Genomic DNA, 18,209 nt, shown 5'->3' with positions numbered 1-18,209 from the left:
CGTCGAGACTGGCCAGCAGCCGTGCTGCCGCCACGATCCCACTCCGCATTTGCCATGCGTTTGCCATGACCGCTCAAAAATTTAAGAACGATCGTTCGATTATAGGCGAAGCGGCCGCATCGTGTCCGTTTAGAACAGTTGGAAGGAGTGTTCAGGTTCTATGCCTGCGTGGGCTATCCCACCCCGCATCGACACATTGCGCTTCTACAATGGTTTGACTCCCAAACGACAAGAGACCCGCTATGGCCTTCGAGGATTTCACGCCCTTTCGTGTCGCCGTGGGCGACGTCGATATTTTCGGAGTGAAGGGCGGGTCAGGGCCGCCCCTGCTGTTGTTGCACGGTCACCCGCAGTCGCATCTGATCTGGCAGCGGTGCGCGGCGCAACTGGCGGAGCACTTCACCGTCATTGCCACCGATCTGCGCGGCTACGGCGCCTCGGGCAAACCGCCCAGCGACGCCGACCACAGGCCGTATTCCAAACGCGCGATGGCGGCCGACCAGGTTGCCGTGATGCGCCACTTCGGCTTCGAACGGTTCCTCGTGTGCGCTCATGATCGCGGCGCCCGCGTCGCGCACCGGATGGCGCTCGATCATCCCGACGCCGTCGAGCGTTTGATGCTGCTCGACATCGCGCCGACGCTCGCGATGTACGAAGCCACCGACCGCGCCTTTGCGACCCATTACTTCCACTGGTTCTTCCTGATCCAGCCGGAGCCGCTGCCGGAAACGCTGATCGGCGCGAACCCGGCCGCCTATGTCGATGCGGTGATGGGGAGCCGTCACGCGGGCCTTGCGCCGTTCGCGCCCGAAGCGCTTGACGCGTATCGCAGCGCGCTGGCGCAGCCCGGCGCCGTGCATGCGATGTGCGAGGACTACCGGGCGTCGGCGAGCATCGATCTTGAACACGACCGTGCCGACATCGAGCGCGGCCACAAGATCGGCTGTCCGCTGCGTGTGTTGTGGGGCGAGCAGGGGGTGATCGAGAAGTGCTTCGACGCGCTGGCGGAATGGCGTCACGTTGCGCGGGACGTGAGCGGGCGCTCACTGCCGTGCGGCCATTACATTCCCGAAGAGGCGTCGGAGGAATTGGTCACGGAAATGCTGTCGTTCTTCGAGGCGGTCGAGCAGTAAGTGGTTTCGTTCAGCGCGCGGCACTGCCGCGCGCTCCGCTCAGCCTAGCGGCGGCAAGCGGCGCGCGACCGGCGTCGACTTGACGATGGCGGTGCTGGTCTCCGCGCGCTCGGTCACCTTCGAGAGAATCTCGTCGAGCTGCTCGATCGAATGCAGGTAGAGGCGGCAGATGAAGCAGTCGTCGCCGGTCACCTTGTCGCATTCGACAAACTCCGGAATTCGCCGGATCACGTCTTCCACCAGATGCAGCTGCCCGGGCAGGGGCTTCACGCGCACGATTGCCTGCAGCGTGAAGCCGAGCGCGCGCGGATCGATCTGCACGGTGAAGCGCTCGATCACGCCTTGCGCTTCGAGCCTGCGGACGCGCTCGGCCGTACTTGGCGCCGAGAGGCCAACCCGGCGCGCCAGTTCGCTGACCGGCTGGCGGGCGTCCGCCGCCAGCGCGGCGAGCAGCGCGCGGTCGGTTTCATCGAGTGTCGCGGGTGTGGCAGGAGCAAGGCGTTTCGTCATGACGGCCTTCGATTATTAGGTTTCTTCGCAGGAAGACTTAAGTTTAGCCCTGTATTCGGGCGATCGGATTAATTACACTGCTTCTCATGCAGGAATCAATTCGAGGATCGAATCATGGCGTCAAATGAGATTCGCCGCGGCGCGGCGGAAATGACCATGGCCATGCTGATGTCCGGCACCATCGGCTGGCTGGTGGTGTCGTCGCAGCAGAGTCCGTTCAACGTGGTGTTCTTTCGCTGTATTTTTGGTGGCGCGACGCTGGCGCTCGTGTGCGCCGTGCTCGGCCTGTTCAGGCGCAAGCTCTTTTCCTGGAAGATGCTCGGCCTCGCGCTGCTGGGCGGCGCGGCCATCGTCATCAACTGGGTGCTGCTGTTCGCGGCCTATTCACGCGCGTCGATCTCGATGGCGACCGCCGTCTACAACACGCAGCCGTTTATGCTGGTCGCGCTTGGCGCGCTGGTGTTTCGCGAGCGCGTCAGCGCGTCGACGATCGCCTGGCTGGTGGTCGCGTTCATCGGCCTCGTGTTCGTGGTGAAGGTCGAGCCGGCGGTGTTGGCGGTGCCGGGCCAGTATCTGGTCGGAGTCGCCTATGCCGTGGGCGCAGCGGCAATGTACGCGGTCTCGTCGATTATCACGAAGCGCCTGAAGGGTACGCCGCCGCATCTGATTGCGCTGATCCAGGTGTCGCTCGGCGTCGTGATGCTGGCGCCGTTCGTGCGCTTCGATGCGCTACCGACCAACGGCGTGCAGTGGCTCGAATTGATCGTGCTCGGTATCGTCAACACGGGGCTCATGTACGTGCTGCTCTACGGCGCAATCCAGAAGCTGCCGACTTCGATGACCGGCGCGTTGTCGTTCATCTATCCGGTGGTGGCGATCATCGTCGACCGGGTTGCGTTCGGGCAGACACTCGCGTGGATTCAGGTGCTCGGTGCGGTGCTGATCCTGCTCGCGGCCGCCGGTGTGAATCTCGGCTGGCGGATCGTGCCGCAGAAACGCCTGTCTTCGACCTGATGGAATGGCTGAGATGCCGATGGATCACTCGGCAATAGTACGGATTCCGGAGCAATCGGCGCGTTCAATTGTTCATATGGACGGACCAATGACGCCCAACGCGCGCGGCTACGAAGCTTCGTAATGCTGTCTGTATGCGGGTTTAAAAGGCAGTGTCAAGCTTCTGTAGGGAAATCACTGATGCGGTCAAAAAACCGGCACGCGTATCATTCATATCGACGCTGATCACGTCCGACAGAATTTCCGCCGCTCGCCTTGATGGTCGAGCGGCTTTCTTTTTGGCGCGACGGTTTTGGTGTTGTGCTTGCCGCGCGGCCGCCGGCCCCCTGTGCGTCAAGCCTGGCGGGCGATGATGCGCTCGCCATCGATCTCCAATGGCCCGTTTTTGGCCGCCAACTCCTCGACGATCGTGTGCACCAATGTGGACCATTCACCACGCGGCTTGAGCATGGTCGCGGCGGCGCGCATTGCCACGGCATCGTCGAGCATCCGCAGCAAGGTGTCGAAGCTCATCGCGCGGACTTCGAGCAGCTTGAACACGATCAACACCTTCAACGCATTCTTCGCATTACGTGCCGGATCGGCCCGTAGCCACGCGACGCGTGAAAATGCCCGTTCCAGCGCCTGCTCGACATTCGTGAAGGGCGAGCCGTGGCCGGGAATCACGAGCCGCACGTCGAGCTTCGTAATGGCTTCAAGTACCGCCTGTTCTTCAGCGAAGCCACTTTCACCTTCCAGTTCGGGAAAAATCACGCCAAAGCCGTTTTCCCACAGCGCGTCCGCGCTGATCAGGATGCGTTCATCCTGGCAATACAGCATCAGCGAATGCGGATCGTGACCGGGCGCGCCGAGCACTTGCCAATCGAGCGCACCGAGCCGCAGTTGCGCGCCGGGCGCGATTGTCTCGGTGAAGGTGAAACGTTCGCAGGTCTGGCCGGTGGCGCGAAACGTCAGACGGGTTTCGTCCCAATCGCGCGCCGCGTCGGCTTCGGATGCGGGAATCGCGGTACGGCACGGCCACGTCGACTGCAACAGCGCGTTGCCGCCGCAGTGATCCGAATGCAGATGCGTGTTGACGATCAGATCGAGCGGTCGCGCGCCGAGCGCTTGCCGTACGAGCGCGACGGTTTGCGGCGCGTGCGTCGCGTAGCCGGTATCGACAAGAGCGGCACATGTGTCGTCGATCAGCAGCACATTGTTCGACGAAAGCCAGCCGCGTTCGAACACTCGGACCGATGCCGGTAGGTTGATCATGGTGCGCCTGTGTCCGGGTTTGTGCTTGCGTCAGCATTCGCCGATGCTTCGGGTTTCGGCATCACCAGGATTGTCGACGTGCCGATCAACATGGTGTCGCCGCGCTGATTCACCACGCTTCCTTCGAGATGCGTCAGATCGCCGTTCAGACTCGGCTTCCAGTACGCGTCGCGCACGCGCCACGTGATCGTCAACGTATCGTTCGCGTGCACGGCTTTCTTCAGCTTGATATCGAACTCGAGGCCGAGCGGCTGCGCGTACGTCGAAAAATAGGTCGCCAGTAGCGCCATGAAATACGCGGTGGGTTGCGTGCCGGACGCGATCAAACCGCCGAAGCGGCTTTGCGCGGCGTAGGCGTCGTCGTGATGCAGCGGGTTGAGATCGTTGACGAGCGTGGCGAACGACTTTACCGATTCCGCCGATAGCTCGAGTGTCGAGCTGAACGTCTCGCCGATCGTTACGATGCGCGGCGCGGCGTTCACCGCTGCACCTTTGCCTGCCTGGCCATGAACTCCGCGTGGCGTTCCTCGATTGCGTCCCAGACGGTGCGCTTCGCGTCGTCGTCGAACGACGACCAGCTGGCGATCTCGTCGATCGTGCGCAAGCAGCCTTCGCACCAACCGGTCGAAGCGTCCATCCTGCACACGCTGATGCACGGTGACGGCACGGCAGCCTCGTCGTCTTCGTTATCGATGCCCGCTGTCATTGCTTCACACTGTCTCGCGCAGCGCCACGTCGAGCGCCGGCGCGCCCGTCAACGCAATCAGTTCCTGCGCCGTCAGATTGAACACCGCATGCGGATGACCGGCGGCGGCCCACAGGCTGTCGAGTTCCAGGAGGTCGGCATCGATCAGCGTGACGGGCGCCGTGGCGTGGCCGATCGGGCAAACACCGCCGATCGCATAACCGGTTTTCTCGCGGACAAACTTCGCATCCGCACGGCCGATCTCGCCGACTTGCGCCGCTACCTTCTTTTCGTCGACGCGATTCGCGCCGCTCGCGACCACCAGTACCGGCGCGTCGTCTTCGCGGCGGCGAAACAGGATCGACTTGGCGATCTGCGCAACCGAGCAGCCAAGGCCGGCTGCGGCTTCGGCGGAAGTCTTGCCAGTTTCCGGCAGCATCACGATCCGTCCAGCGTGGCCGCGTTCGCGCAATAACAGCGCGACACGGCGTGCGGAGTCAGGCAATGCGGCGAGATCGTCGGCGTCGAGGGAAGCGTGATCCGTCATCGTTTCAGGTCCTGAATGATTTGGCTAAGTGTGTGGCCTGCGTCAAACGCAGTTGGCCTGCTCGCTGCGGGCCTTGGCAAGCAAGGCTTTACCGGCGCGCGAGACATTGGGCCGGCCGATCGACGTCGAAATGAAATCACCGATCGCGACGACTTGCGCGAGATCGACGCCGGTCTCGATGCCGAGGCCGTTCATCAGATACAGCACGTCTTCGGTCGCGACGTTGCCGGTTGCGCCCTTCGCATACGGGCAGCCGCCGAGCCCCGCCACCGACGCGTGATAGATCTCGATGCCTTCCTGCAAGGCCGCGTAGATGTTCGCGAGCGCCTGACCGTAGGTATCGTGGAAATGCCCCGACAGACGTTCGCGCGGAAACGCCTTGGTGACTGCCTCGAACACTTCGCGCGTGCGCTTCGGCGTGCCGACGCCGATGGTGTCGGCGATATCGATCTCGTCGCAACCGAGCGCCGCGAAACGTTCGACCACATCGACCACCGACGCCACCGGCACTTCGCCTTGATACGGACAGCCGAGCGCACACGACACGCTGCCGCGAATCCGCAGACCATGTTCCTTCGCCGCCTGCGCGACGGGCGCGAATCGATCGATGCTTTCCGCGATGCTGCAATTGATGTTCTTCTGCGAGAACGCTTCGCTGGCGGCGCCGAAAATCACGATCTCGTCCGCCCGTGCGGCGAGTGCGCCTTCGAAACCGCGCAGATTCGGCGTCAGCACGGAGTAGATCGTGCCGGCGCGGCGCTCGATGCCGGCCATCACCTCGGCGCCGTCGGCCATCTGCGGCACCCATTTCGGCGAGACGAACGAGGCGGATTCGACGTTGCGAAAGCCGGCTGCCGACAAGCGATTGATCAACTCGATCTTGATCGCGGTGGGGACGAATTCTTTCTCGTTCTGCAGTCCGTCACGCGGACCGACTTCGACGATTTTGACGCGTTGGGGCAAGGCCATGATGTGTCTCCCATGCAATGAGCCCGCGCGTGGCGGCGCTCCTTCAGATGAATTCGGCGGTGTGCAAAACCCGTGCTCGATATTTTGCTCAGTATCCGCGCTCAGTACCCACGCTCAATATCAACCACACCGCTCACCGTTTCGCCACGCATCAGCGCCGTCATTTTCCGCGCGACTTGCGCGACGCTCTCTTCGCGCAAGGTCAGCGCGGAAATATGCGGCGTAATCGTGATGCGTGGCTCCTGCCAGAACGGATGATCGGGCGGCAACGGTTCTTCGCGGAACACGTCCAGCGTCGCGGCGGCGACCTGGCCGCTTGCCAGCGCTTCGAGCAGATCCTGTTCGACCAGATGCCCGCCGCGTGCGACGTTGATCAGATAGGCACCCTTCGCAAGCTTCGAGAAAGTGCGGGTGTTCAGCACGTCGCCCGTATCCGGCGTATGCGGCAGCAAATTGACCAGCACTTTCACGTCGTCGAGAAACGCGTCGAACTGTGCTTCGCCGGCGAAGGTCGTGATGCCGTCGATTTGCCGCGCACTGCGGCTATACCCGCGCACCGGCATGCCGAACGCCGCGACTGCTTGCGCGACATGCGTACCGAGGACGCCGAGGCCAAGCACACCAACCGTGAAGGTCTCGCGCGGATGCGGATCGAGCACTTCCCAGCGGCGTTCGTTTTGCAGCGTCTGGTATTCGTCGAAACGGCGCAGGTAGCGCAGCACCGCATGCGTCACATACTCGGCCATCTGCAGGGCCATGCCGGTGTCTTCGAGCCGGATCAACTGGGCGCTGCGCGGCAACGTGCCGGGTTGCTCGTGTTCGAGTCCGAGGATCGCATCGACGCCCGCGCCGAGATTGAAGATCGCGCGCAGACCGTCGCGGCCGGCCAGCATCTCGCGCGGCGGGCGCCACACGACCGCGAAATCGGCTGGGTCGGTGTCGCCCGGCTGCCATTCGCGCAGATCGGCTTCCGGCAGCGCATGGGCGAAGTCGTGAAGCCACGCGGCGGCGTCGGAATGCGGCATGTAGAAGAGGATTTTCATACGGTCCGGAAGGCGCGTGCTTTGTCGAGTCGGATGACGGGAGAGGCCCGGTAGAACGGCTGCAACGCCCGCGGCACTTCACACGACGCTTGCGGCATGGGCCTCCTCCTTTTACGGATAGGCTTCATTCTACTTTTTCGCCGCGAATCGCGCGCGTTTGCGCACGGGCGTGCGATTTGCCGCTACTACATGGCCGCGCGTTTGCCCCATAAACAAAGCACAAAAACTTGGTTCGCCCTTGCGACGCCCGGCGGGACAATCATTTCCCGGATTCCGGCAGCGAGGGACAGACATGCTTTCATGCACCAAATCGACATGGCCGCCGCGGCTCGTCACCGTTCCCGGCCTGCACGGCAGCGAGGGCGCGCATTGGCAAACATGGCTCGAACGGCAATTCGCGCGTTCGCTGCGCGTCGAACAGGCCGACTGGGACGCCCCGGACGTCGCCGTCTGGGCGAAGTCGCTGCGCGATCTGCTCGCGCGCGAACGCGGGCCGTTCGTGCTGGCCGCCCACAGCTTCGGTTGCCTCGCGACTGCGCACGCGTTGCAGCAGGCGTCATATGCGAACGATGTGGTCGGCGTGCTGTTCGTCGCACCTGCAAGCCCGGAGAAGTTCGCCTTCGCCGGACCGTTCGACGCGCGGCGTCTCGGCGTGCCGTCGATTCTGATCGGCAGTGAAACCGACCCGTGGATGCCGCTCGCCGGTTCGCGCGATCTCGCGCAGCGTTTCGGCAGCGCGTTCGTCAATCTCGGCGACGCGGGACATATCAATACGGCGGCGGGATTCGGCCCGTGGCCACGTGCCAAGTATTTCGTCGATACGCTGGTGCATTGCGCGGCGCCGCTGCGGTTTCGTGAAGAGACGTTCGAGGTCGCGCAGCACGCGTATGTCTGAGTGAGGGAGGACTTGAACACGTAGTTGAGCGCGCAGTTGAGCCCGCAGATGAGCGCGAGTGAACCAGTAAGCGATCCGTTAGAATCCCGCTTCACGCTGCACGTTTGTGCGGCCACCGGTTTTCATCATCGATAGGCGGGGACAAGATGGCAGGCAAGACGGGGACATCGCGCTGGCTGGCAGCCGGCATGACGGCAATGACGCTCGCGCTCGGCGGCATCTCGACGGCGCACGCGGACACGTCGCTGCTCAACGTGTCGTACGACGTGACGCGCGAGCTGTACAAGGACATCAACGCCGGCTTCATCACGGCATACAAAGAGAAGAGCGGCGAGACCGTGTCGATTCGCCAGTCGCATGGCGCGTCAAGCGCGCAGGCGCTGTCGGTGCTGCAAGGACTGCAGGCTGACGTCGTGACGATGAACCAGCCGAACGATATCGACCTGCTCGCCGAAAAGGGCCAACTGGTGCCCGCCAACTGGCGTGCGCGCCTGCCGGACGACAGCGCTCCGTACACCACGACGATGGTGTTCCTCGTGCGCAAGGGCAACCCGAAGCATATCAAGGACTGGGACGACCTCGCCAAACCCGGCGTGCAAGTGGTGATCGCGAATCCGAAGACTTCGGGTAACGGCCGCTACGCGTATCTGGCCGCATGGGGTTATCGCAAACAACACGGAGGCACCGATGCGCAGGCGATCGATTTCGAAAAGGCCATCTTCAAGAACGTGCCGATTCTCGACACAGGCGGCCGCGGTGCGACGACGACTTTCACGCAACGCGGTATCGGCGACGTGCTGGTGACATTCGAAAACGAAGTGTCGTTGATCGACACGGGCGTGGGCGCGGGCAATTTCGAAGCGGTGTATCCGTCGGTGAGCCTGCTGGCTGCGCCGCCGGTGTCGATCGTCGACAAGGTGGTCGACAAGCGCGGCACGCGCAAGGAAGCGCAAGCGTACCTCGACTATCTGTGGTCGCCGGCCGCGCAGGAAATCATTGCGCAACACCACCTGCGTCCGCGTGACAAGAATGTGCTCGCGAAGCATGCGGGCGAGTTCAAACCGATCAAGACCTTCACCGTTGAAGAGATGTTCGGTAGCTGGCAGAAAGCGCAGCAAACGCATTTCTCCGATGGCGGGACGTTCGATCAGATCATCGTCGACAAGAAGTAAATCTTTGCCCGGAAGTAGAAAGGCCACCTCGGAAACGAGGTGGCCTTTTTAAATTGCGTGCGATTTATCGCACGCGCTTCATACGCGTAGTTCTTTAGTTCGGCGCAGCGTGCGCGTTTTGCTCATGCGCGCAGCCATGCTCGCAACCGCTCTGATCCAACGGCATCTGCTGCGCTGCTTCTGCGCGAATGCCAAGGCGTTCGAGCAGCTTGCGGTCCGCTTCGGCTTGCGGGTTGCTCGTGGTCAGCAACTGGTCACCGTAGAAAATCGAGTTCGCGCCGGCGAGGAAGCACAGCGCCTGCAACGCTTCGTCCATCTGCTCGCGGCCTGCCGACAGACGCACCATCGCGCGCGGCATCGTGATACGTGCAACTGCAATCGTACGGACGAATTCGAACGGATCGATCGCTTCGGTGCCGGTCAGCGGCGTGCCTTCCACTTGCACCAGGTTGTTAATAGGCACCGATTCCGGATACGGCTCCATGTTCGCCAGTTGCGCGATCAGGCCGGCGCGCTCACGGCGCGATTCGCCCAAACCGACAATCCCGCCGCAGCATACGTTGATGCCCGCATCCCGGACGCGTTCCAGCGTGTCGAGACGGTCCTGATACGTGCGCGTCGAAATGATCTGACCGTAGAACTCCGGCGACGTATCGAGGTTGTGGTTGTAGTAATCGAGGCCCGCTTCGCGCAGACCTTGCGCCTGATGCGTTTCCAGCATGCCGAGCGTCACGCAGGTTTCGAGGCCCATCGCCTTCACGCCGCGGATCATGTCCTTGATCGGCTCGAGGTGACGGTCCTTCGGATTGCGCCATGCCGCGCCCATGCAGAAGCGCGTCGCGCCGTTTTCCTTGGCGACCTTGGCGGCGGCCAATACTTCATCGACCGGCATCAGCTTGTCGGCTTGCAGGCCCGTGTCGTGATGCACCGACTGCGGACAGTACGCGCAATCTTCTTCGCAACCGCCGGTCTTGATCGACAGCAGCGTCGACAGCTGCACGGTGTTGGCGTCGAAGTGTTCGCGATGAGTTTGTTGCGCGCGGAACATCAGGTCGTTGAACGGCAGTTCATACAACGCGACGATGTCGGCGACGCGCCACTTGGCCATCGGCTTGGCGCCTGCTGCTGCGTTGTTGTTGGCGGCGGCCGTGTCGGCTGGCGTCGGAGCGATGTTCAGTTGCGTCATGTCGTCAATCCTCATGGATGGATGTAATGGGTTTTCAGCGCTGCGCGTGGCGCAGCGTCTGCAGGAGTCGGTTGATGTCGAGTTGATCCGCCGCAAGCTCGGGCGAAGCCGGGCTCAAATGCGGCACGATGCCGAGCAAGGGGGCGTCGTATTCACGCGCAAGATGCTCGCGAATCGAAGCGATGTTTTCGTCTGGGAAGGTCATGTCCGGATCGACACGGTTCGCCACCCAGCCGGCGAGCGTCAAGCCACGTGCGGCGATCGCTTCGGCGGTGAGCAGTGCATGGCTGATGCAGCCGAGGCGCATGCCGACCACCAGCACGACCGGCAGCTTCAGCGCGACGGCGAGGTCGGCGGTATCTTGCGTTGCAGTCAGCGGCACGCGAAAACCGCCCACGCCTTCCACCACGACGATCTCGGCTTGCTTCAAAGCCTGCGCATGGCAATCGACGATGTGATCGATATCGAACGTGACGTTTTCCAGTGCGGCGGCGATGTGTGGCGCGGCCGGTTCCTTCAGCAGATACGGCGTGCGAATCTCCGGGGGCAGCAGGACGCTCGACGCGGCGTCGAGTTGATCGGCGTCTTCGTTATGCAGCACGCCGTTCACTTCGAACGCGCCCGCGGCGATCGGCTTCATCGCGGCGGCTTGCAGGCCTTCGCGAACGAAACCGCGCAGCAGCGCTGCGGAGACGAAGGTCTTGCCGATTTCCGTATCTGTACCGGTGACGAATAGAGACAGGGCGCTTTGACTCGAGCTACTCATGCCGCCTTCGCTCCGAGTTGTTGCAAGCCTGCTTCGAGCCGATCCAGATCCGCTTGCGAATGCGCGGCGGAAAGCGAAATGCGCAGCCGCGATGTACCCGCGGGCACGGTCGGCGGACGGATCGCCGGCACCCAGAGACCGGCACGATCGAGCGTGGCCGCGATGTCGAGCGTGGCATCGTTCGCGCCGATGATCAGCGGCTGCACGGCAGTGTGCGAATCGACCGGCAGCCACGGCGTCGCTTTGAGCATCGCGCGCGCGCGTTCGATCAGTTTCTTGAGATGCGCACGGCGCGCATCGCCTTCTTCGCCACCGATGATGCGCAGGCTCGCCGACACCGCATGTGCCGCAGCAGGCACCGACGCAGTCGTGAAGATGTACGGACGCGCGCGCTGCACGAGCCATTCGATGACGGTCTCGTGAGCGACGACGAATGCACCCGACACCCCCGCGGCCTTGCCGAGCGTGCCGATCGAAATCAGATTCGGCGAGCGCAACGCGGATTCTGCAATCGCGCCACGGCCTTGCGGACCGAGCACGCCGAAACCGTGCGCGTCGTCGACGATCAGCCATGCGCCGTGCTGCTCTGCAAGTTCAAGCAGACGTGCCAGGGGCGCGATGTCGCCGTCCATGCTGAAGACCGTATCGGAGACGATTACTTTGACTTCGGCGTCCGAGGCATCGAGCATCGCGCTTAGCGCTTCCGTATCGCAGTGCGGATAGATCTGCACGTCAGCGCGGGACAAACGCGCGCCGTCGATCAGCGACGCGTGATTCAACGCGTCGGAGAAGAGCGTCGTGCCGCGGCCAGCGAGCGCAGTGAGCGTCGCGAGATTCGCCATGTAGCCGGTGCTGAAGTAGAGCGCGCGCGCATTGTCGACGAAGCCGCCGACGAATTCGGCCAGATCGTCTTCGAGTTGCGCGTGCGCGCGCGAGTGGCCACCGAGCAGATGGGAACCGCCGCTGCCGGCGCCATAACGTTCCGCGCCTTCAGCGATTGCGGCGATCAGTTTCGGATGCGCGGCGAGGCCAAGATAGTCGTTGCTGGCGAAGCCGATGATCGCGCGGCCGTCGACTGTCATGTGCGCGGCGCACGGCGTGTCAGCGGTACGACGATGGCGGCGCAGACCACGCGCATCGATTTCCTTGAGACCTTCGGTGAGTGTGTCGAGCAGATGCATTAGCGGGTCTCCGCGAGCGTGGCTTCAAAAGTTTCGCGTGTGCGCGAGGCGAGCAGCGCGATTTCTTCGTCGTCGAGGATGTAGGGGGGCATCAGATACACCGTGGTCGAAATAGGGCGCAGCAGCAGTTCGCGCCGCAACGCGTTTTCGAAGAAACGGCGCGAGAATGTTTTGGCTTGCTGAGCATCGTCGATCACGGCATCGAACGCGAAGATCGTGCCGCACTGACGCAGATTGCGCACGTGCTTATGTTCGGCGAGCGGCGCGAGCGCGGCCTTCAGCCTGGCGGATTTCTGTACGTTTGCGGCGAGCACGTTGTCGCTCGCGAACAGATCGAGCGTGGCGAGCGCCGCGCGGCAGGCGAGCGGATTGCCCGTGTACGAATGCGAGTGCAGAAAACCGCGCGCGGTATCGTCGTGATAGAAGGCGTCGAAGATCTCATCGCGCGACAACACGATCGAGAGCGGCAGATAGCCGCCGCTGATCCCTTTCGACAGACACAGGAAGTCCGGCCAGATGCCGGCCTGTTCGCACGCGAAGAACGTACCGGTGCGACCGCAACCCACAGCGATTTCATCGGCGATCAGATGCACGCCGTACTGATCGCACAGCGCGCGCAAGCCGGCGATATACGACGCGTCGTGCATTGCCATGCCGGCCGCGCATTGCACGAGCGGCTCGACGATCAGCGCCGAGATTTTCGTCGCGCGTGCTTCGAACAACGAGCGAACCTGATCGAGCGCGCGGCGCGCGACGTCGGCGGTGGTTTCGCCTGCTTGTGCGAGGCGCGCATCGGGCGAGGCGACGACATGCGCGTTGCGGATGAGCGGGTCGTAGGCGTCTTTGAAGAGCGCGACATCGGTGACACCGAGCGCGCCGATGGTTTCGCCGTGATAGCTGTTGGCGATGCAGACGAATTCCTGCTTGTCCGCGAAGCCGCGATTGCGCCACGAGTGGAAGCTCATCTTCAGCGCGATTTCAACGGCCGATGCGCCATCGGACGCGAAGAACGCGTGACCGAGCGTGTTGTTGGTGAGCGCGCCGAGGCGCTCCGCTAGTTCGATGGCTGGCTCGTGCGTGCAGCCGGCGAGCATTGCGTGTTCGAGGGTATCGAGCTGATCTTTCAATGCCGCGTTGATGCGCGGGTTGGCGTGGCCGAACAGGTTGACCCACCAGGAGCTGATCGCGTCCAGATAACGGTTGTTCGCGCGGTCGTAGAGCCACGCGCCTTGACCACGCGCGACCGGGATGAGCGGCAGACGTTCGTGATGTTTCATCTGGGTGCAGGGGTGCCAGACGGCACGCAGGCTGCGGGTGATCCAGTCTTCAGGGGATGCTGACTTTTCCAAAAGGTACTCCGAGGTGCTTTTTTGCCGTTGCACGGCTGGCTTTTTTAGGGCCATTTCAGTCGCGGCGCGGGTTGTTTCTTGCGCTGCGCGCGGCCTTTGGGGAGGCTTGCGGGGTCGAGATTAGCGGTTTATTTCTCGCTGTGCACTAGGGGGTGAGGGGTGGTTTTTGCCTTCGGCGATGGGGTTGGGTGCTGTTCGCGGCAGGTGGTTTCTGTTTTGGTTTGAAGGCCGCTGATGGGGGGAGTTGACGACGTCAAAGTAGTTGCGCCTTATGGGCGGGGATTTGGGGTTTGGTGCCTGCTCGGCGGATTTTTGGCGAGGGTTTTGGTCTGCTTGGCGCTTGTTGTCCGTGTTCTTGGGGCTTTGGCCTTTCCTTGATCTGGCTTTGGTGCCTTTCCTTGAATTGTTAGTGGTCTATTAGCGTTGCCCCTGTGCGGGGCGGCACTTACTTTCTTTGCCGCCGCAAAGAAAGATAAGCAAAGAAAGCGGCTAGAAGCCCCTGCTAAGTGGGCACCGTGGTCTGCTGCGGGTAGTGGTGCGACTGGAATCCGTGCTCTCCCACGTTCCGCGTTAGTGACAAAGGAGTCATCAGCTCCCACTCCGCACTGCGTGCGTCGCGGACGGGTTTGCATGGGAAACCAGGGGCTTCGGTTGCGATGCGTGGGAGCTGAGCGAAACGGGGGAGTTGAAACGTAGAGGGAGGTTTTGTGAAGTACTCTTCGGCGCGCGGAGCGCCGCCGGAAGTATGACGCCCTTGTCACAAGCGTATGCAGGGGCACGAACACAGATTCCAGATGCACCACTACCCTGAGCGAGCTGCGGGACCCGCTTAGCAGGGGCTTCTAGCCGCTTTCTTTGCTTACTTTCTTTGCGGCGGCAAAGAAAGTAAGTGCCGCCCCGCACAGGGGCAACGCTAATAGACCACTAACAATTCAAGGAAAGGCACCAAAGCCAGATCAAGGAAAGGCCAACGCCCTAAGAACACGGACAAAAAGCGCCACGCAGGCAAGCAAACAAACGCCGCGAAGGCAAATCAAAACCTTCAATTCCGGCTAGCAATAGCGCGCCGATCATTAGCAGCCCCAGCTGCCGACGAAGAACCAGAATCCGCCGTCTGCGAAGACCCCTTCCCCCATACAACGGAGTTGTCAACGGCATACAACCGGCAAGGCGCCGAACTCTGCTTCTGGCAATTAGCAATAGCAACAGACATCGGATTATCACCACCTTCCGCCCACGACCAGGCCCCCGAATCCGACACAGCAAAAGCCCGGCTAGGATACTGATGCAAGAAGTTGCGATAACCGTTACGCCCGGCTTCATCAACAAACGGAACAGAGTCGACCGCATCGACAGCAGCAAAACCGCTCGCCTTCGGCGCCGAAGGATCATCGACCCGATACTGCACGCCCGTAGGCATCCCAACGCGCGCAAGAAACGCCTCGACAGCAGGCCACCAGATCTGCACGCCATCGCGATCGCCCACGAGCCGATGCGCGTCATTCTTGTAATTGCCGAAATCCACCATCTTCGCGCTCGCACCGTGCGCGGCATACGCGGCATACATGCCGGCCACCAGCGGCGCGGTCCACACCGAATCGTTATCGCCGTACAACCACAGCGACGGCACCTTTGTCTTCTCGCCATAGGCGCCAAATGCATGCGTCAGATTGCCCTGCCAGTCGGTGCACGCGTCCTGCCGCAAGCCACCCGAGAAATTGATCAAGGCACGCACGCCCGATGCAGCCTCGGGGCCGTAAGCAATCGTCGCGAGACCGCCGTGCGAGGTGCCGGCCACGACGATGTGCGTGGCATCCACGTACGGCTGCTTTGACATGAAATCGATCGTCGCGGCCACGTCGCCGGCCTGGCCGATGCCGTTGCGTTCGACGTCGCAACCGTCCTGCTGATACGTGCCGTCCGAATGGCCGAAGCCCTGACGGTTCGGCGCCACCACTACGTAGCCGCGGCGCACGAATTCGCGCGCGAACGGCCGCGGGTCGCTGCGTTCCTGCGTGCGTGGGTCGCCGGGAATCTTGCCGTGGTTGAAAACGATCATCGGAAACGGGCCTGCGCCGTCCGGTTTGTAGATCGTGGTTTCGAGTGTGACGGTGCCGGCAGCGTTAACCGGCACGCGGATGATCTGTTCGTTGAGACCCGCGGTGGGCAGATAGACGTCGTCGTCGAGTGCGATGCGCGGCACGTGCGCGCGAGTGAGAGGCCCCGCCTGGGTGTCGGCGAGCGGCTCGGCATGCGCGAGTGCGATGGCGCACATCGCTGCTGCACAAGTCACCGCGCACTTCGTCAGAACCTTGCTGAACACCATTGACGCACCTGCCTCAAAAACCTGCCCTTAACACCGTGACGTTTTGTCTGTCGAATATCGTCGATGACAATTGCCTTTCATCGGCGTTTTCGACAAACAAAAACACACTCGCGTACGTAGTGCGGCAAGCGCACGCACGCTGATCGAGATCGCACGGGATGAACCCAAACGGCCGACGCGACCCCACGCGCCGATGATGAGCGCCACACATGCTGCCCGGAACCGCCGCCGAACCCTTGCTGGTGGGCTATCGGCAGCTGCCTGCGCATTTTGCGGAATCGGTATGGACCTGTTCTCGCAACGTGACGTCACAAACCTACGGCCTCATCCTGGCACGACAATTTTGTTTTGTGCAATAAAGGAGAACCCGCGACGCAATAATTGCCGGGTGCAGATCAGGGCGTGTTCGCCCCGGCGGAAGGCCGAAACCGCCTGCCTCGCAGCGCTTGGCTGCCCGAAGTAATTTGTCGAAATATGCGCGCTGTGGTGTCGAGCCAACACGAAAAAAAGGCCCTCGTTTGAGGGCCATATGTGATGACGGTTTTATTGCGCACCGCCAAGCCGTGTAAGGCTTTCGAAGGTGCAGCTTATTCGTTTACGTCGCCGTCGACATAGCGCCAGCGTCCGTCCTCACCGCGTATGAAGCGGCTCAGTTCGTGCAGCCGGTGGGCGCGGCCACCCACCTTATATCGTGCGACGAATTCGACTGTCGCATGATCGGCGCTGGTTTCAGCGAAGGCTTTGATCTGCAGTCCGAGCCAACGTGGCGCGTCGGGGGCGGCAGGGTCGGCGTCGAGATCCGTGGGGCAGGTGTGCGGTGCCCAGGTCGCGCGCAAATAATCCGTTGCGCCCACAACATACGCGCTGTAACGCGAGCGCATCAGTTCGAGCGCGCGTGGCGCTGTTTCACCGCCATCGATATAGCGGCCACAGCATTGCGCAAAGCGCGGCGGTTTGGCGCCGCTGCGCTGATCGGGCGCGGCGCCGCCGCAGGGGCAGTCGGACGGTCGTTGCGTTGACAACAATGGCTTATTCATCAGACTTTCAGGCAAGGCCGCGTGCGATCAAAATTTTCTGGATGTCACTGGTGCCTTCGTAGATCTGGCACACGCGTACATCGCGGTAGATGCGTTCTACAGGAAAGTCGCTCAGATAGCCGTAGCCGCCATGAATCTGCAAGGCGGCCGAGCAGATCCGCTCAGCGGCTTCGGATGCAAACAGCTTGGCCATTGCGGCTTCCGTCAGACAAGGTTGCCCGGCGGCTTTCAACGAAGCCGCGTGCCAGATCAACTGGCGCGCGGCTTCGAGCTGGGTCGCCATATCGGCGAGGCGGAATTGCACGGCCTGATGCGAGAACAACGGCTGGCCGAAGCTCTCGCGCTCCTTCGCATAGCCCAACGCCGCTTCGAACGCGGCGCGCGCCATGCCGACGCTTTGCGCGGCGATACCGATGCGCCCGCCTTCGAGCCCTGATAGCGCAATCCGATAACCTTCGCCCTCCGCGCCGATCAGGTTCGCGGCCGGCACGCGGCAATCTTCGAAAATAATCTGCGCGGTGTCCGACGAATGCTGACCGAGCTTTTCTTCAACGCGCGCGACGATGTACCCCTTCGTATCGGTGGGCACGATGAACGCGCTGATGCCGCGCTTACCCGCCGCCTTGTCGGTCACGGCCATCACGATCGCGACGTTGCCGTTCTTGCCGCTCGTGATGAACTGTTTGACGCCGTTCAACACGTAGCTGTCGCCATCGCGTGTCGCGGTGGTGCGCAGCGCGGAGGCGTCCGAGCCCGCTTGCGGTTCGGTCAGGCAAAACGCGCCGAGCATCTCGCCGCGCGCGAGCGGCGTGAGCCAGTCGCGTTTCTGCGCGTCGTTGCCATAGGTCAGCAGAATGCTGCACACCGGGCAGTTGTTGACCGAGATCGCGGTCGAAGTGCCGCCGTCGCCCGCAGCGATTTCTTCGAGGATCAGCGCGAGCGCCAGCGCGTCCATGCCGGCGCCGCCGTAGGCTTCGGGCACCAGCACGCCATACGCGCCGAGCTCGGCGAGCTGGCGATGCACGTCCTTCGGAAAGGTGCGCTCGCGGTCCCATTGCGCCGCGTACGGCGTAACGGCTTCGCGCACGAACGTGCGCACCGCGTCGCGGACCATCTGATGATCCTGATCAAGCACCATGGCT

General features: G+C 62.5%; 18 protein-coding genes. 4 read left to right on the top strand and 14 right to left on the bottom strand.

Annotated elements, in window-relative coordinates:
- Positions 1-242: 242 nt before the first annotated feature.
- Positions 243-1,133 (top strand): alpha/beta fold hydrolase, encoded by an 891-nt coding sequence (locus M0D66_RS16670; RefSeq protein WP_200652535.1) that lies wholly within the window; start codon positions 243-245, stop codon positions 1,131-1,133.
- A 39-nt stretch (positions 1,134-1,172) separates the two neighbouring features.
- Here M0D66_RS16670 and M0D66_RS16665 read toward each other — a convergent pair whose 3' ends face one another.
- On the bottom strand, positions 1,173-1,643 hold the full coding sequence (locus M0D66_RS16665) for an Lrp/AsnC family transcriptional regulator (protein ID WP_093644768.1): 471 nt from the start codon (positions 1,641-1,643) through the stop codon (positions 1,173-1,175).
- A gap of 114 nt (positions 1,644-1,757) precedes the next feature.
- Between M0D66_RS16665 and M0D66_RS16660 the strand changes: the two genes are divergently transcribed.
- The gene (locus M0D66_RS16660; RefSeq protein ID WP_054037814.1) at positions 1,758-2,657 is read left to right on the top strand and encodes a DMT family transporter; all 900 of its coding nucleotides are present in this window, start codon (positions 1,758-1,760) and stop codon (positions 2,655-2,657) included.
- 333 nt (positions 2,658-2,990) lie between these two features.
- Here M0D66_RS16660 and M0D66_RS16655 read toward each other — a convergent pair whose 3' ends face one another.
- The 6 genes from M0D66_RS16655 to M0D66_RS16630 form a co-directional block, all read right to left on the bottom strand.
- Positions 2,991-3,911, bottom strand: coding sequence for an MBL fold metallo-hydrolase (locus M0D66_RS16655; protein ID WP_266211037.1), 921 nt, complete (start codon positions 3,909-3,911; stop codon positions 2,991-2,993).
- The gene (locus M0D66_RS16650) at positions 3,908-4,393 is read right to left on the bottom strand and encodes a MaoC family dehydratase (protein ID WP_266211036.1); all 486 of its coding nucleotides are present in this window, start codon (positions 4,391-4,393) and stop codon (positions 3,908-3,910) included. Before M0D66_RS16650 ends, M0D66_RS16655 begins: the two co-directional genes overlap by 4 nt.
- Complete coding sequence (locus M0D66_RS16645) at positions 4,390-4,617, bottom strand: DUF1289 domain-containing protein (protein ID WP_266211035.1); 228 nt, start codon at positions 4,615-4,617, stop codon at positions 4,390-4,392. The genes M0D66_RS16650 and M0D66_RS16645 overlap by 4 nt, the downstream gene beginning before the upstream one ends.
- Before the next feature lie 4 nt (positions 4,618-4,621).
- Positions 4,622-5,143 (bottom strand): YbaK/EbsC family protein, encoded by a 522-nt coding sequence (locus M0D66_RS16640; RefSeq protein ID WP_093644760.1) that lies wholly within the window; start codon positions 5,141-5,143, stop codon positions 4,622-4,624.
- Positions 5,144-5,185: 42 nt separating this feature from the next.
- Positions 5,186-6,112, bottom strand: coding sequence for a hydroxymethylglutaryl-CoA lyase (locus M0D66_RS16635; protein ID WP_211703932.1), 927 nt, complete (start codon positions 6,110-6,112; stop codon positions 5,186-5,188).
- Between the two features lie 101 nt (positions 6,113-6,213).
- Positions 6,214-7,155, bottom strand: coding sequence for a glyoxylate/hydroxypyruvate reductase A (locus M0D66_RS16630; protein WP_200652542.1), 942 nt, complete (start codon positions 7,153-7,155; stop codon positions 6,214-6,216).
- Positions 7,156-7,447: 292 nt separating this feature from the next.
- Here M0D66_RS16630 and M0D66_RS16625 point away from each other — a divergent pair, with 292 nt between their 5' ends.
- On the top strand, positions 7,448-8,050 hold the full coding sequence (locus tag M0D66_RS16625; RefSeq protein WP_093644754.1) for an alpha/beta hydrolase: 603 nt from the start codon (positions 7,448-7,450) through the stop codon (positions 8,048-8,050).
- Positions 8,051-8,196: 146 nt separating this feature from the next.
- A complete protein-coding gene (locus M0D66_RS16620; protein ID WP_093644752.1) occupies positions 8,197-9,222 on the top strand; it encodes a sulfate ABC transporter substrate-binding protein in 1,026 nt (341 codons plus the stop codon).
- Between the two features lie 94 nt (positions 9,223-9,316).
- Here the strand turns inward: M0D66_RS16620 and bioB are convergent, their stop codons facing one another.
- The 7 genes from bioB to M0D66_RS16585 all read right to left on the bottom strand — a co-directional run bounded on the left by bioB (position 9,317) and on the right by M0D66_RS16585 (position 18,205).
- The gene (gene bioB, locus M0D66_RS16615) at positions 9,317-10,408 is read right to left on the bottom strand and encodes a biotin synthase BioB (RefSeq protein ID WP_211703931.1); all 1,092 of its coding nucleotides are present in this window, start codon (positions 10,406-10,408) and stop codon (positions 9,317-9,319) included.
- Between the two features lie 34 nt (positions 10,409-10,442).
- Positions 10,443-11,174 carry a dethiobiotin synthase gene (gene bioD / locus M0D66_RS16610; RefSeq protein WP_093644748.1) on the bottom strand — a complete coding sequence of 244 codons (732 nt, stop codon included), beginning with the start codon at positions 11,172-11,174 and terminating at the stop codon, positions 10,443-10,445.
- Positions 11,171-12,355, bottom strand: a complete 1,185-nt coding sequence (bioF, locus tag M0D66_RS16605; protein ID WP_266211034.1) for an 8-amino-7-oxononanoate synthase — start codon at positions 12,353-12,355, stop codon at positions 11,171-11,173. The genes bioD and bioF overlap by 4 nt, the downstream gene beginning before the upstream one ends.
- Positions 12,355-13,704, bottom strand: a complete 1,350-nt coding sequence (bioA, locus tag M0D66_RS16600; protein ID WP_266211033.1) for an adenosylmethionine--8-amino-7-oxononanoate transaminase — start codon at positions 13,702-13,704, stop codon at positions 12,355-12,357. Before bioA ends, bioF begins: the two co-directional genes overlap by 1 nt.
- A gap of 1,042 nt (positions 13,705-14,746) precedes the next feature.
- Positions 14,747-16,030 carry a dienelactone hydrolase family protein gene (locus M0D66_RS16595; RefSeq protein ID WP_093645734.1) on the bottom strand — a complete coding sequence of 428 codons (1,284 nt, stop codon included), beginning with the start codon at positions 16,028-16,030 and terminating at the stop codon, positions 14,747-14,749.
- 587 nt (positions 16,031-16,617) lie between these two features.
- A complete protein-coding gene (locus M0D66_RS16590; protein ID WP_093645731.1) occupies positions 16,618-17,067 on the bottom strand; it encodes a YchJ family protein in 450 nt (149 codons plus the stop codon).
- Positions 17,068-17,074: 7 nt separating this feature from the next.
- Complete coding sequence (locus M0D66_RS16585) at positions 17,075-18,205, bottom strand: acyl-CoA dehydrogenase family protein (RefSeq protein WP_266211032.1); 1,131 nt, start codon at positions 18,203-18,205, stop codon at positions 17,075-17,077.
- Positions 18,206-18,209: the final 4 nt, after the last annotated feature.

It is taken from the genome of Paraburkholderia sp. SECH2 (assembly GCF_030464795.1).
GTDB classification, from domain to species: Bacteria; Pseudomonadota; Gammaproteobacteria; order Burkholderiales; family Burkholderiaceae; genus Paraburkholderia; species Paraburkholderia aspalathi.
This window is presented reverse-complemented; position numbering and strand designations above follow the sequence as displayed.

Excerpts from the sequence above, each read along its gene's own strand:
- M0D66_RS16635 (WP_211703932.1), bottom strand. The coding sequence starts at position 6,112 with ATGGCCTTGCCCCAACGCGTCAAAATCGTCGAAGTCGGTCCGCGTGAC.
- M0D66_RS16625 (WP_093644754.1), top strand. The coding sequence starts at position 7,448 with ATGCTTTCATGCACCAAATCGACATGGCCGCCGCGGCTCGTCACCGTT.
- M0D66_RS16665 (WP_093644768.1), bottom strand. The coding sequence starts at position 1,643 with ATGACGAAACGCCTTGCTCCTGCCACACCCGCGACACTCGATGAAACC.
- M0D66_RS16590 (WP_093645731.1), bottom strand. The coding sequence starts at position 17,067 with ATGAATAAGCCATTGTTGTCAACGCAACGACCGTCCGACTGCCCCTGC.
- M0D66_RS16595 (WP_093645734.1), bottom strand. The coding sequence starts at position 16,030 with ATGGTGTTCAGCAAGGTTCTGACGAAGTGCGCGGTGACTTGTGCAGCA.
- M0D66_RS16630 (WP_200652542.1), bottom strand. The coding sequence starts at position 7,155 with ATGAAAATCCTCTTCTACATGCCGCATTCCGACGCCGCCGCGTGGCTT.
- bioF (WP_266211034.1), bottom strand. The coding sequence starts at position 12,355 with ATGCATCTGCTCGACACACTCACCGAAGGTCTCAAGGAAATCGATGCG.
- M0D66_RS16660 (WP_054037814.1), top strand. The coding sequence starts at position 1,758 with ATGGCGTCAAATGAGATTCGCCGCGGCGCGGCGGAAATGACCATGGCC.
- M0D66_RS16645 (WP_266211035.1), bottom strand. The coding sequence starts at position 4,617 with ATGACAGCGGGCATCGATAACGAAGACGACGAGGCTGCCGTGCCGTCA.
- bioB (WP_211703931.1), bottom strand. The coding sequence starts at position 10,408 with ATGACGCAACTGAACATCGCTCCGACGCCAGCCGACACGGCCGCCGCC.
- M0D66_RS16640 (WP_093644760.1), bottom strand. The coding sequence starts at position 5,143 with ATGACGGATCACGCTTCCCTCGACGCCGACGATCTCGCCGCATTGCCT.
- M0D66_RS16670 (WP_200652535.1), top strand. The coding sequence starts at position 243 with ATGGCCTTCGAGGATTTCACGCCCTTTCGTGTCGCCGTGGGCGACGTC.
- M0D66_RS16655 (WP_266211037.1), bottom strand. The coding sequence starts at position 3,911 with ATGATCAACCTACCGGCATCGGTCCGAGTGTTCGAACGCGGCTGGCTT.
- bioD (WP_093644748.1), bottom strand. The coding sequence starts at position 11,174 with ATGAGTAGCTCGAGTCAAAGCGCCCTGTCTCTATTCGTCACCGGTACA.
- M0D66_RS16620 (WP_093644752.1), top strand. The coding sequence starts at position 8,197 with ATGGCAGGCAAGACGGGGACATCGCGCTGGCTGGCAGCCGGCATGACG.
- M0D66_RS16585 (WP_266211032.1), bottom strand. The coding sequence starts at position 18,205 with ATGGTGCTTGATCAGGATCATCAGATGGTCCGCGACGCGGTGCGCACG.